Source organism: Stenotrophomonas sp. AGC87 (genome assembly GCF_057333975.1).
The window spans coordinates 64,314-75,925 of the sequence record NZ_JBHFHW010000043.1 but is presented as its reverse complement, the minus strand read 5'-3'; the positions used below and the strand labels follow the sequence as shown (position 1 = coordinate 75,925).

Sequence of the window (11,612 nt, the reverse complement as noted above, 5' to 3'; positions counted from 1 at the left end):
GGCCTCAGGCCAGCGTGTCCGTGCAGCGCGCGTGACACACGCCTCAACGCCGCCGCAGGAAGAACGTCACCGGCACCATCACCTCCACCGGGTCGCCGGTGATCTCCGCTGGCGGCGGCGGCAACGGGCTGCCGCGCCGCACCGTGGCCAACGTTTCCTCATCCAGCAGCGGATGGCCGCTGCTCTGGCCCAGCCGGATGTTGGAGGCATTGCCCTGGCGGTCCACAGAGAAACGTACATAGGCCACACCCTGCTGGCGCAGGCGCTCGGCCTGGCGCGGATAGCGACGGTACTGTTCCAGATGACCCAGCAGCAGGCCCTGCCAGGTCACGGCCGCGCTGCCCTGACGGCCGGCCACGGTCTGCGTGGCGGCATAGCGTTCGGATGGGCGTGCCGAGACATCCGGTGGTGCCAGCGTCTGCTCCACGTTGTGCTGGTCGATCGGTTCTTCTTCGCGGGGTGTCTCGCGGCGCAGCACGTCCTGCGCGTCCGGGGTGTCGTCCGGCGGGAGATCGATCTTCGGCACCGGCGTGGGCTCGGGCCGATGCTGTTCCTGCTGCAGCGGCCCAGGCGGGATGTCCTTCGGCGGTGCGCTCGGCGCTTCGGGTACCGGTGCCAGTTCCACCATCACCGCTTCCACCGGCGTGTCACTGACCCGCAGCGGCGCACGCTGCTGCCACCACAGCGCGGCGCCGATCAGCGCGCCATGCACGGCCAGCACGAGGGCCAGGCTGCCCAGCCAGCGCAGCGGTGCGGCGGTGTCGCGGCTCATTCGCTGCGCTGCTCCAGCCCGACCAGCGCGATCCGGCGATACCCGGCCGCGCGCAGTGCGTTCATGCTCTGCATCAGATCGCCATAGGGCACGGTCTGATCGGCGCGTAGGTAGATGCGCTGTTCGTGGTCACCGGCGGTCAGCCGCTCCAGCGCGGCCTTCAGGCCATCACTGCCGACCGGCACGTCGTTGATGCTCAGTGAGAGATCCGCCTGCACCGAGAGGAACACCGGTTCTCCATCGCGCGGCTGCGGCTGCGCGGTGCTGGCCGGCAGATCCACGGGCGTGTCCACGGTGGCCAGCGGCGCGGCGACCATGAAAATGATCAGCAGCACCAGCATGACGTCGATGAAGGGGGTGACGTTGATCTCGTGGCTTTCTTCCAGCGCGTCGTCGTCGTGGCGGGCAGTCTTGATGGCCATGGCCAGTCCTCAGCGCGCGTCGCGCACAGCCGGCGCATTGCCAAGCCTGTCCAGATCGCGCGAGACCAGCTGCTGCACGCCGGCGGACAGATCACCGAGCAAGCCGCGGATGCCGGCCAGCACGCGGGTGAAGTGGTTGTAGATCACTACGGCGGGGATCGCCGCGACCAGGCCGAGCGCGGTGGCAAGCAACGCCTCGGCGATACCCGGCGCGACCACGGCCAGGTTGGTGGTGTTGGCGTGGGCGATGCCGATGAAACTGTTCATGATCCCCCACACGGTGCCGAACAGGCCGACGAACGGGGCGATCGCGCCGATGCTGGCGAGCAGGCCGACCCCGGTGCGCAGCTGGCGTGCATGCGCCAGTTCGATGCGTTCCAGACGCGAGGCGACGCGCTCCTTGATCCCGCCCGGATCATGCGCGTCCTGCGAGAGGCGCAGCTCGGTGCGGGCCGCGTCGATCAGGTCATGCGCCGCGCCGTCGTCCAGCAACGCATGGGTCTGCGCCACCGGCAGGTGCGCGGCCTGCAGCAGCAGCGCGCGTGCCTGGCGCAGCCGCGTGCGTTGCCGGCCCAGCTCCCAGGTCTTGGCCACCAGCACTGTCCAGGTGGCGATGGAGGCGAGCGCCAGCCCGATCATCACGGTCTGCACCACGCCATCGGCGGCCTGGTACATGCCCCACGGGGTCAGGTCGTGCGGCAGTGCCGCCACGGCGGCAGGAAGAGCGATGGGCAACGTCATGGGCGGAGTCGTCTGTCAGAGGCATCGCGGCACCGTGCAGGGCCGGAGGCAGGAAAGGGGCGGAAAGTATCGGGGGTGAGGCGGTGGGAATCAGTACCGGGCGGACAGCACGTTCAGCGCTGCGACGGGCGATCGGCCGTGGCCGACGGCTGCGGCCCGGGCCGTGACAGCACATAGGCCGCACTGGCCGCAAAGAACAGGCCGACGCCAAGCAGCAGCGGCCAGGACGGATGCGCCCCCCAGCAGAACATGACGAACCCGAATGCCATGCCGGCGCCGGCGAAGGCCTTGCCCTTGCGGCTGATCGCGCCCTGTTCGCGCCACAGCCGCAGCGATGGACCGTAACGGGGATGCTCCAGCAGCCGGCGTTCGAACGTCGGCGAGCTGCGCGCGAAGCAGCCGACCGCCAGGATCAGGAAGATCGTGGTCGGCATTACCGGCAGCAGTGCACCGATGACGCCCAGCGCCACCATGATCCAGCCCAGGCCGAACCAGAGCCAGCGCATCATGGGTGGCCGCGATGGTCCGGCACAGCGGGCTCGCAGCGGACGGCGGTCATGCGAATTCTTCCTCGACATGCCCGTGCACGCTGCGGAACGCCGCATCGGCTGCATCGATCACCTGCTGCTCCTGCGCCTCGGTCAGCGCGACACCATCAAGCGCGGCCGTGAACTCGCGCCAGTGGCGGGCGGCACCATCGGGATGGGCGGCCAGGTGACGGGCGCCGAAATTGCTGTCCAGGCCAAGACGTGCCGCCATCTTGTACAACACGGTGCCACCGAGATTGGAGCCTTCGGCGACGTACAGCCAGCCCAGGGCGACCGGCAGCGGCAGATCGCCATCCAGGTACGTGGATGCCGGTAGCGGCAGGGTCTGTTCCAGATCGGCAAGATCGCGGGCGATCAGCGGTAGCCGTCGGCGCTCGTCCAGATCGGGCAGCAGTGCATCCAGCGCGGGATTGCCGTAGAGCGCGTCGATATCGCGGTGGAAGCGGTACTGCACGCGCAGGAACGATGCGAACAGGTCGCGGCTGGCGAAGATGTCGCCGGCCATGATGCGCTTGTCCAGCGCGCCGTGGCTGTCACGGGTGGCCGCCTTGAGGCGTTGGCTGCGGGTGGCTTGGGGAGTATCGATGACGATCATGGCACTGCTTGGATGGGGAAGTGGGGCACGGTTCTCTGTTGAAGACGTCTGGCACGGGGGTAACCCCAAGCCCATTGTCGCGTGATCGGCGGTGCGAACGTCACATGCCACCGTCACGGCCTTGCCCCGATAATACGGACCACGCCCTGCCACTGGAATGACACGATGATCACCACCGAACCGCGCATGACCAATCTGTTCCTGCAGCTCGGCCTGGACGCCAGCGAGGAGGCGATTGCCGCCTTCATCCGCGATCACCAGCTGTCCAACGAGATCCGCCTGATCGAAGCGCCGTACTGGAACGACGGGCAGCGCCAGTTCCTGACCGAGCAGCTGCGCTCGGATGCGGAGTGGGCGATCGTGGTCGATGAGCTCAGCGAAGCCCTGCACGCCGATGCGACCGAGCAGGCCAACGCCGGCTGAGCGATCGCGGGCATCTGATGCCGGCCGACGCCGTAGGTGCCGGCCGGATGCACGCAGGGGCCGGCAATGCCGGCCCCTGTCGTGTCCGGGCATCAGTAGCGGTAGGTCAGCGCCAGCCGCACGGTCCGGCCTGGTGCGGGCATCACGCCCAGCGCCAGCGGATCGAGGTAGTAACGATCGGTCAGGTTGTCCACATTGAGGTCCACCGCGAACTGCTCGCTGGCCTGCCAGCTGGCGAACAGATCCACGATGGTCGCCGGGCGGTACAGCTGCTGGATCGCCGACAGGCCGACGTTCCATTCCTTGTCCAGCGTGCTGATCGGGCCGGCATTGTGGATCACCCGGGTGCCGAAGCTCAGGCGCTGGTCGAACAGCCGCGAGCCCAGGGTCAGGTTGACGTTGTAGCGTGGCGGATTCTGGGTGTTGCTGTAGGAGCCTTCAAAGCCACCATCCACGCAGTCCGGGGTGTTCTTCAGTTCCTCGATCTTCCGCTGGATCCCGTAGGCGCGGCGCTCGGCGGCGATGTCCGGCGCGCAGGTCTTGGCCTGGATGTAATAGTGCGCAGACAGATCGGCGAACACCGTGCCGCTGTCATAGCTGGACTGGAACTCCACGCCGGAGACCTTGAAACGGTCCACGTTGCGGATCAGGCCGGCCGACAGGGTGCGGTAGTCGCGGGTGATCAGATCATCGATGCGCGTGTTGAAGTAGGCCAGCTTGAAGCCCGCCTGGTCGCCCTCGGTGAACAGACCGTGCCGCACCGTGCTCGCGCCGATTTCCCAGGTTCCTGCCCGCTCCGGCTTGAGCTCACCGGTGGGCTTGGCCGCAGTGAACAGGCCCAGCGTGGTTTCGAACAGGCTCGGCAGCTTCACGCCTTCGGCGTACTTCACGTACACCATCGTGTCTTCGTCGAAGCGGTAGGCAACGCTGGCGCTGGGCATGAAGGCACTGTCGCGGCGCCGAATCGGCTGCGACCAGGTCCAGCTGACCGGCACGCTCAGGTCTTCGGCGTCATCGGCGTCATAGAAGTTCCAACCGGTGATGTCACCTACCGTGCCCTTCTCATACGGGGAGGCCAGCAACGAGGCCTCGGTGAACTGGCCATTGGCATCCGGATACCAGTTCAGCATGGCGATGCGCTTGGCGCGCCATGCCGGCAGGTTCGGGTTGCCATCCAGCAGCTGGGTGTAGCGGTACTGACCGATCACGCCGTAGGCGTCCGGCGTGGCCAGGCGATTGCGGTCATGTACGTTGACGCGGTTGTAGCGGCCACCGACCACCACTTCCCAATGCTCGTCCGGCTGCCATTTGACCGAGGCCACCGCGCTGTATTCCTTGCGCTCGGCATTGCGCAGGAAGCGGTTGTTGACCAGGTCGTCGTGCATGACCGGCGAGTGCGGGCCCGGGCCCACGTCCTCATCACTGAAGGACAGACCGTAGTCCAGCGTGAACAGCCCGGCGCCGGTATCCAGATGCGTGGTGTTGCCCACATCGAAGCCGAGCCGCGTCTGCGTCAGCTCATTGCGGTAGGCATCCTTGTAGCCCGGATCGGTGTTGAACGACGGACCGTCGTACCACTCCGTGCGGCGATCGAAGTACCACGGCGTGATGCCGGTCAGGCCGTTGTACATCAGGCTGGCGGCGTCGGTGTACCAGAGGTTGGCCTTCAGGTCGATCAGCTCGTTGTCCGGGTTGAAGCGGTAGCGCAGGTTGTAGGCATCCATGTCGACATGGCCCGGATCCCACTGCGGCACGCGGTCGCGGTCCACGCGGATGATCTGCGAGGCCATGATTTCGCCGGCGGTGCCTTCATAGCGGCGATAGCCGGCTTCCAGCGTCTGGTTGTCGTCGATGCGCCAGGTGCCTTTGAGCAGGAACGACTCCGAGCGCGAGGAGGTGTTGAACACCTCGGTATCCGGCGCATTCAACGGCGCCAGGGTGCGCCGCGTCTGCGGGAAATCGTCGTAGCCGTGCTTGCCCGAGAAGTAGTTGCCGTTCTCGCGCCATGCGTACGCCGCGACCAGGTCGACGCGATCCCAATGCTTGGCAGTGGCGATGTTGAAGAACTGGCTGCCCAGCGCGCTGCGGTCGGTACGCGGTGCGGCGTCATAGGCGGGCACGTTGTTGGCGCTGGCATTGGCCATGCCGGTGCGCACGCGCAGCCCGGCATCGCGACCATCACGCAGTACGTCTTCGATCTTCAGCGTTTCCATCTCGACCACGCCACCGATGCCACCGGAAGCATTGACACCCAGGCTCGGCCCCTTGGTGATGGTGATGTTGGAGATCAGGTCCGGATCGAGATAGGTGCGCTGCGACTGGCCCGCGTAGCCACGGTAGGTATCCATGGTGGACTGGCCACCGTCGATGATCACCGGGATGCGGCTCTGGCCCTGGATGCCGCGGATGTTCACGTCCAGCGCGTTGGCGGTACGCGGATCGCCCGCGGTGACGCCGGCCACGCCCTTGACGATGTCCGCGGTGGAGGTGCCGCGGAAGCGCTCGATGGTGGCGCGCGCGATGTAAGCGCTGGAACCGGCCGTGCGGTACACCTCCAGCGCACGCTCGGCATCGCCGCCGCCCTCGATGCGGTCACCGGCCACGCTCAGCGCGTCGGTGACGATCAGGCCATCGTCGTTGGCTGCTGCCACGGCGCGCTCCAGCGTGACCGCGTCCGCCCCGACCTGGCGCAGGCTCAGCCCGCTGCCCTGCAGCAGGCGCAGCAAGGCAGACTGCGCATCCATCTGCCCGGCCACCGCCGTGGAGGTCACGCCTTCGGCCAGCGCGGCCGGATAGGCGACCTGCACCCCGGACTGCCGCATGTAGGTGCGCAGCGCATCGGCCAGCGGCTGGGCGGGAATGTCGAACCGCAGCGTCGCCGCAGCGGATGTCGCGCTGGATTGGGCGAATGCCGGCAGGCCGGGCGCGGCCGCCAGGCCAGCAGTAAGCAGAGCGATGCAGAGACGTGACGGGCGCGGACGATGGCCCGCGCGGGTGGAGATGCGCATGGAAAAACCTGTCAGAAGATCAGTGCCGCAGAGGCGGGTCACCCGCACACGGGTGCGGATGCAGCGGACGTACGTGGCGGCGGCGGGTACGTTATGCCGAGTAAGACGAACGAACGGGGCACAGCCCCAAGACCGGTTGCGCTACTGCGCCGGTGCCACGATCGCCACGCCCATCGGCAAGCGGGTCACGCTCAACCCGGCGCTGACCGCCAGCGCATCCAGGGCCTGCTCCGGGCGATCAATACGGAACGCCGCGTTGACCGCCGGCAAGGCCGACAGATCGCCACGCACGAAAATGGCACCCGGGCGGTAGCGCGCAATTCGCTGCACCGCCTCATCCACGCTGGCCGTCTCCAGCAGCAGCTCGCCGTCGCGCCAGGCCGCAATGCGGTCCAGGGTGACATCGTCCAGCCGCGTGACCCGGCCGGCTGGCGCAAAGCGTGCACGCTGGCCCGCATCGAGATAGGTCCAGCCGCCTTGTTCAGTGGCCGCAACCCGCACGCGCCCCTGCTCGACCACCACCTCGACCTGGTCGTTCCAGCGGGACACGGCGAATGCGGTGGAAATATCTTCAACCACACTGCCCTGCGCTTCTACCTGGAACGGGCGGGACGCCTCGTGCGCCACCTCGAACCAGGCCTGGCCACGCAGCAGCGCGATACGACGCACATGACCGTCGTAGTGGACAGCGATGGCACTGTCGGCATCCAGTACCGCACGGCTGCCATCGGGCAGCGATACCGTCTCGATCGCACGCGTGCTGCGGTGATCGGCCTGCAGCCGCAGCCACGCATCGGGCGCGACCCACGCCAAGGCCAGCACGGCTGCCGTCGCCACGCTCCACGCGTGCCATCGGGCCCGCCGTTGAGGCGGCGCCGCCACTGCCGCCGCGGGGGGGCGTGGTCCAAGACTGCGCCAAAGCTGACGTTCGTGTTCGAAGGCATGCCGGTGCCCGGGCTCACCCACCCACTGCTCGAAGGCTTGCATCTGTCCCGCATCGGTCGCACCGGAGGCCAGCCAGGCAATCCAGGCCCGCGCCTGGACAGCGACAGCATCGGACGGCGGCGGACAAGAAGAGGAAGAAGGTGGGTGCGGGCTCATGGCTGGCGATGGGTGGCGCAGTCACGCGCGGGGGAAGGGATGGACGCAGTCAACACGCCATTATGATCAAGACGGTCGGCAGACGTGTATCCCCAAGTCGGATATCAACGCGCTTCAGCGGCCACTGCGTGCCCAGGCCAGTCGTTGCAGTGCGCTGCGCACATGATTCTCCACGGTCGTTACCGACACCCCCAGGCGCCTGGCGATGTCCGCCTGGGTCATGCCCTGCAGGCGGTTGAGCCGGAAGATGGTGCGGGTCGGCTCGGGCAGATGCTCGGCCGCCTCCAGCACGCGCTGCAGTTCGTCCTGCGCCATGACCTGCTCTTCGGTGGAGAGCACTTCGTCCGGCCCCCACAGGTAATGCTCGGCAAGCAGACGCGTGCGCCGCGTGCGCTCACGGCCGTGATCCGTAGCCAGATTCGCCGCCAAACGATAAAGATAGGCGCGGGGATTGCTGATCGGCTGGCCGCTATCCACGCCACGCGCCTTGAACCAGATGGACTGGATCACATCTTCGGCACCGCCGTCACTGCCCAGGATGCGCTGGACCAGGCGCAGCAGCGCCGGGCGCTCGCGGATCAACAGGTCGGTAAGAGTGGTGGCGTTGGAGGACATGGGCCGATGCACGTAGCGGGACCGCAGGAAGACGGCCATCCGTGAGCCGCGGCATGTTACTCCGCAAATGAGAATGAGTCACGTTTGAGGTTCACGGGATTTCGATGTGACGACGCGCCCCTAGAGGCACGCCGTCAGTCCGTCGTAGATGCTGTCGGGGGTTCCGGGCAGCGCCACATGCAAGGCATCGTCCTGCTCCAGCGTCTGCAGCAGGACGGGCAGCAGCGTGGTGGCCGCCAGCGGCGCGCGGCAGGCCCACGTCTGGGCGTCCACCGCGATACGGCCCGTCGCAGTGTCCACGCGCGCCGTGCTGCCGGTGAATGTCCACAGGCATTCACCCACACGGCCCGAGGCCGCCTGCACCGAACACCGGAAACGCAGCGGCTGCAGGTTGTGGAACTCGCCTTCGCAGAACGTGTCCCCGCAGATGGCGTCGAAGCCGCGCACCAGCCGCGCCTCCACTGCACGGAAGCGCTCCCAGCCCTCGGCCTCGCTGGGGTACTCGCGTGCATCGACATAGGGACCGGCGGCATGGCCGGGGGCAATGGCCGTACAGCTGGCAAGCAGCAACAGCATTCCCGCAACGAGGGTCTTCATCGGCAGTCTCCAGTGCAGATTGAAAAGGGCTGACAGGTCAATTGAGGCAGTCGAACAGGGCGTCATGCATCGAGCGGTCCGAGCCAGGCAGTGGTCTGCGCAGCGCGTCGCGACGCGCCAGGGCCAGGTGCAGGGTTTCCACGGGGGTATTGGCCCCGAGTGGCGCAGCACAGGCCCAGGTGCGGCCGTCCGGGACCACCCGGCCGCTGCCAGGCTCCACCTCGAGGTTGCCGGCGCCGACCACGAGGGTGCAGGCCTGGACGGTGCCGCTGGCCGCATGGACCGAGCAGCGGAACTGCAACGCGATGTGGTTGCTGTACTTGCCCTCACAGTAGGTATCACCACACAGATCGTGGAATTCCCGGATCAGGTGATCCTCCAGATCGTAGAAGCGATCCCAGTTGGCCTCCTTGTGCGGGAAGTCGACCAGATCGACATACGGACCCTCGCGCCCGGAGGCGCTGCAGATGCCGGCCGCCAGCACTGCCAAGGCCAGGGAAAGGGTCGCCAGCGGGTTCATCAGCTTCATCACCAGGCTCCAGACGGGTTGGTTGCCATGATCGGCAGGTGCGCTGACGGCTGACATCGGCGCCAACCCCGCCTTTGTATGAGGATTTCCAGCAACGGCCCGTGGTCACCTGCCTGCGGCCAGGTCGGTGAAACGCCCTTCAAGCGGCCGCCCGCTGCACGGCGGCCGGCAAAGGGCCTAAAATGTCGGACTTTGCGCCCCTACCCCCTCTCAGCTGGAGCACACCCATGGGTCTGGAACTCGTTTCGCCGGGCAAGAACCCGCCGGAAGAAATCAACGTCATCATCGAAATCCCGAAGGATTCCGAGCCGGTGAAGTACGAAGTGGACAAGGAAACCGGCGCGATCTTCGTCGACCGTATCCTGTCCACCCCGATGCGCTACCCGTGCAACTACGGCTACGTGCCGAGCACCCTGTGTGGCGATGGCGACCCGGCCGACGTGCTGGTGGTGCTGCCGCTGCCGCTGGTCCCGGGCTCGGTGGTGCGTTGCCGTCCGGTCGGCGTGCTCAAGATGAGCGATGAAGCCGGCAGCGACGAGAAGATCCTGGCCGTGCCGATCTCCAAGGTGTTCAGTGGCTATGCCCACGTCGAGGACATCGAGCAGGTGTCCAGCCACTGGCTGGAGCGCATCGGCCACTTCTTCGAGCACTACAAGGACCTGGAAAAGGGCAAGTGGGTCAAGCTGGATGGCTGGGGCGGCGCCGCCGAAGCCAAGAAGATCCTGGTCGAAGCGCACCAGCGCTACCTCGGCAACATCGCCTGAGACTGACCTGTATCGCTCCGGCACACCGCTGCCGGAGCGATGCGCATCACGTTTTTTCAATGCGGCACATCACTATTCGTGCCGGATTGGGTACATTGCGTCTCTTCACATCGTCCACGGTGCGTTTCACCGTGGTCAGCCAGGGGACCGTGTCGTGCGCATTCTGCTTGTTGGGGACGAAGCCAGCCTGTCGGCTGAGCTGTTGGAATTCATTGCCGATCTTGGGGAAGAGTGGCAACCGCTGACCGCGACCGATGGCCAGAGCGCCATGGGCATCGTTGCCGGCTCGCCGGTGGATGCGGTGATCGTGTGCCCGCAGTTGCCCGATCTCAACGCCACCACACTGCTCGGCCAGATCCGCACGCTGCGCCCTGAAACCATCCGTATCGCGCTGGTGGATGCCGAGCATGGCAATCGCCCGCCGCCGGCGCGCCTGATCGGCGTGGCCCATCGCTTCCTGCCGATGCCGCTGGCCCCGGAGGTCCTGCTCGAAGCCCTGACCAGCCTGGAAGAGCTGCGCGAACTGCTGGACAGCGCGCGCCTGCGCAGCGCCATCGGCCGGATCGAGAAGCTGCCCTCCCCGCCGCATCTGTACCTGACCCTGACCCAGGCGCTGGAACACGACGATGACACCAACACCGCCGACGTGGCCAAGCTGGTCGCGGCCGACCCGGCCATCGCGGCCAAGGTGCTGCAGCTGTCCAACTCGGCATTCTTCAACAATGGCCGGATCATCTCCGACCTGCGCACCGCCGTGACCCGCCTGGGGCTGTCGACCCTGCGTGATCTGGTCCTGGCCAGCGAAGTGTTCTCCGCGCAGCCGCTCTCCGGTGCCGAGCGCAACTCGCTGCAGCAGCGCGCACTGCTGGCGTCCCGTCTGGCCGCCAAGCTGTTGCCCGAGTCCAGCGCCGAACTGGGCGCCACCGCGGCCCTGCTGGCCGACATCGGCCTGCTGCTGCCGGGCGTACGCAACGAACGCAGCGCAGAAGACCCGGCAGAGAATCGCCCGGGTCACGCCGAGGCAGGCGCCTACCTGCTGGGCCTGTGGGGTCTGCCGATGCCGATCATCGAAGCGGTGGCCTTCCACCTGCAGCCGCAGCGCTCGAACACCCGCAGTTTCTGGGTGACCGGTGCTGTGCACGTAGCACTGGCGCTGATCAATGGCGATCCGGTGGATGAGGAATATCTGCAGCGGGCCGGCGTGCTCAACAAACTGCCGCAGTGGCGCGATCACGCCAACGCACTGATGGGGCTGGTCGCCAGCGACGCCTGAGTGTCCGGCGGTGTGTGACGAGGATGGCTCGCCCTGTGGCGCGCCATCGTCGTTTCAGCGCTGCGGACAGGCGTCCAGCACGCAATCACGCCAGAGGCGCTCACACATGGCAGCCGAGCGGCCTTCGGCCAGGCATCTGGATTTCCGCTCGAAACGTGAGGCGGATCACCTTTCGCTGAAACTCAGATTTTCCTTACCCCACAACGCAAAAGAGGGGGGGGGGG

General features: G+C 66.9%; 13 protein-coding genes. 3 read left to right on the top strand and 10 right to left on the bottom strand.

Annotation, left to right across the window (positions count from 1 at the left end; all coding sequences use genetic code 11):
• Nucleotides 1-43 precede the first annotated feature (43 nt).
• The 5 genes from ACE026_RS19390 to ACE026_RS19370 all read right to left on the bottom strand — a co-directional run bounded on the left by ACE026_RS19390 (nucleotide 44) and on the right by ACE026_RS19370 (nucleotide 3,078).
• Nucleotides 44-772, bottom strand: coding sequence for an energy transducer TonB (locus ACE026_RS19390; protein WP_486040473.1), 729 nt, complete (start codon nucleotides 770-772; stop codon nucleotides 44-46).
• On the bottom strand, nucleotides 769-1,194 hold the full coding sequence (gene exbD, locus ACE026_RS19385; protein WP_486040472.1) for a TonB system transport protein ExbD: 426 nt from the start codon (nucleotides 1,192-1,194) through the stop codon (nucleotides 769-771). The genes ACE026_RS19390 and exbD overlap by 4 nt, the downstream gene beginning before the upstream one ends.
• A gap of 9 nt (nucleotides 1,195-1,203) precedes the next feature.
• A complete protein-coding gene (exbB, locus tag ACE026_RS19380) occupies nucleotides 1,204-1,935 on the bottom strand; it encodes a tonB-system energizer ExbB (protein WP_486040471.1) in 732 nt (243 codons plus the stop codon).
• 113 nt (nucleotides 1,936-2,048) lie between these two features.
• Nucleotides 2,049-2,441, bottom strand: a complete 393-nt coding sequence (locus ACE026_RS19375; RefSeq protein ID WP_121041212.1) for a YbaN family protein — start codon at nucleotides 2,439-2,441, stop codon at nucleotides 2,049-2,051.
• Between the two features lie 49 nt (nucleotides 2,442-2,490).
• Nucleotides 2,491-3,078, bottom strand: a complete 588-nt coding sequence (locus ACE026_RS19370) for a biliverdin-producing heme oxygenase (RefSeq protein WP_486040470.1) — start codon at nucleotides 3,076-3,078, stop codon at nucleotides 2,491-2,493.
• A gap of 165 nt (nucleotides 3,079-3,243) precedes the next feature.
• Between ACE026_RS19370 and ACE026_RS19365 the strand changes: the two genes are divergently transcribed.
• A complete protein-coding gene (locus tag ACE026_RS19365) occupies nucleotides 3,244-3,501 on the top strand; it encodes a DUF2789 domain-containing protein (protein WP_486040469.1) in 258 nt (85 codons plus the stop codon).
• Between the two features lie 92 nt (nucleotides 3,502-3,593).
• Here the strand turns inward: ACE026_RS19365 and ACE026_RS19360 are convergent, their stop codons facing one another.
• The 5 genes from ACE026_RS19360 to ACE026_RS19340 all read right to left on the bottom strand — a co-directional run bounded on the left by ACE026_RS19360 (nucleotide 3,594) and on the right by ACE026_RS19340 (nucleotide 9,351).
• Nucleotides 3,594-6,509 (bottom strand): TonB-dependent receptor, encoded by a 2,916-nt coding sequence (locus ACE026_RS19360; protein WP_486040468.1) that lies wholly within the window; start codon nucleotides 6,507-6,509, stop codon nucleotides 3,594-3,596.
• A 141-nt stretch (nucleotides 6,510-6,650) separates the two neighbouring features.
• A complete protein-coding gene (locus tag ACE026_RS19355) occupies nucleotides 6,651-7,610 on the bottom strand; it encodes a FecR family protein (protein ID WP_486040467.1) in 960 nt (319 codons plus the stop codon).
• Nucleotides 7,611-7,724: 114 nt separating this feature from the next.
• Nucleotides 7,725-8,225 (bottom strand): RNA polymerase sigma factor, encoded by a 501-nt coding sequence (locus ACE026_RS19350; RefSeq protein WP_486040465.1) that lies wholly within the window; start codon nucleotides 8,223-8,225, stop codon nucleotides 7,725-7,727.
• Nucleotides 8,226-8,345: 120 nt separating this feature from the next.
• Complete coding sequence (locus tag ACE026_RS19345) at nucleotides 8,346-8,822, bottom strand: hypothetical protein (protein ID WP_486040464.1); 477 nt, start codon at nucleotides 8,820-8,822, stop codon at nucleotides 8,346-8,348.
• A gap of 37 nt (nucleotides 8,823-8,859) precedes the next feature.
• The gene (locus tag ACE026_RS19340; protein ID WP_486040463.1) at nucleotides 8,860-9,351 is read right to left on the bottom strand and encodes a hypothetical protein; all 492 of its coding nucleotides are present in this window, start codon (nucleotides 9,349-9,351) and stop codon (nucleotides 8,860-8,862) included.
• Between the two features lie 227 nt (nucleotides 9,352-9,578).
• Between ACE026_RS19340 and ppa the strand changes: the two genes are divergently transcribed.
• Nucleotides 9,579-10,115, top strand: a complete 537-nt coding sequence (ppa, locus tag ACE026_RS19335; RefSeq protein ID WP_019183821.1) for an inorganic diphosphatase — start codon at nucleotides 9,579-9,581, stop codon at nucleotides 10,113-10,115.
• A gap of 154 nt (nucleotides 10,116-10,269) precedes the next feature.
• Nucleotides 10,270-11,388 carry an HDOD domain-containing protein gene (locus ACE026_RS19330; RefSeq protein WP_152152597.1) on the top strand — a complete coding sequence of 373 codons (1,119 nt, stop codon included), beginning with the start codon at nucleotides 10,270-10,272 and terminating at the stop codon, nucleotides 11,386-11,388.
• Nucleotides 11,389-11,612: the final 224 nt, after the last annotated feature.

What these genes read in the sequence shown, in the direction of transcription:
- ACE026_RS19390 (WP_486040473.1), bottom strand. Translation starts at nt 772, where the DNA reads ATGAGCCGCGACACCGCCGCACCGCTGCGCTGGCTGGGCAGCCTGGCC.
- exbD (WP_486040472.1), bottom strand. Translation starts at nt 1,194, where the DNA reads ATGGCCATCAAGACTGCCCGCCACGACGACGACGCGCTGGAAGAAAGC.
- exbB (WP_486040471.1), bottom strand. Translation starts at nt 1,935, where the DNA reads ATGACGTTGCCCATCGCTCTTCCTGCCGCCGTGGCGGCACTGCCGCAC.
- ACE026_RS19375 (WP_121041212.1), bottom strand. Translation starts at nt 2,441, where the DNA reads ATGCGCTGGCTCTGGTTCGGCCTGGGCTGGATCATGGTGGCGCTGGGC.
- ACE026_RS19370 (WP_486040470.1), bottom strand. Translation starts at nt 3,078, where the DNA reads ATGATCGTCATCGATACTCCCCAAGCCACCCGCAGCCAACGCCTCAAG.
- ACE026_RS19365 (WP_486040469.1), top strand. Translation starts at nt 3,244, where the DNA reads ATGATCACCACCGAACCGCGCATGACCAATCTGTTCCTGCAGCTCGGC.
- ACE026_RS19360 (WP_486040468.1), bottom strand. Translation starts at nt 6,509, where the DNA reads ATGCGCATCTCCACCCGCGCGGGCCATCGTCCGCGCCCGTCACGTCTC.
- ACE026_RS19355 (WP_486040467.1), bottom strand. Translation starts at nt 7,610, where the DNA reads ATGAGCCCGCACCCACCTTCTTCCTCTTCTTGTCCGCCGCCGTCCGAT.
- ACE026_RS19350 (WP_486040465.1), bottom strand. Translation starts at nt 8,225, where the DNA reads ATGTCCTCCAACGCCACCACTCTTACCGACCTGTTGATCCGCGAGCGC.
- ACE026_RS19345 (WP_486040464.1), bottom strand. Translation starts at nt 8,822, where the DNA reads ATGAAGACCCTCGTTGCGGGAATGCTGTTGCTGCTTGCCAGCTGTACG.
- ACE026_RS19340 (WP_486040463.1), bottom strand. Translation starts at nt 9,351, where the DNA reads ATGAAGCTGATGAACCCGCTGGCGACCCTTTCCCTGGCCTTGGCAGTG.
- ppa (WP_019183821.1), top strand. Translation starts at nt 9,579, where the DNA reads ATGGGTCTGGAACTCGTTTCGCCGGGCAAGAACCCGCCGGAAGAAATC.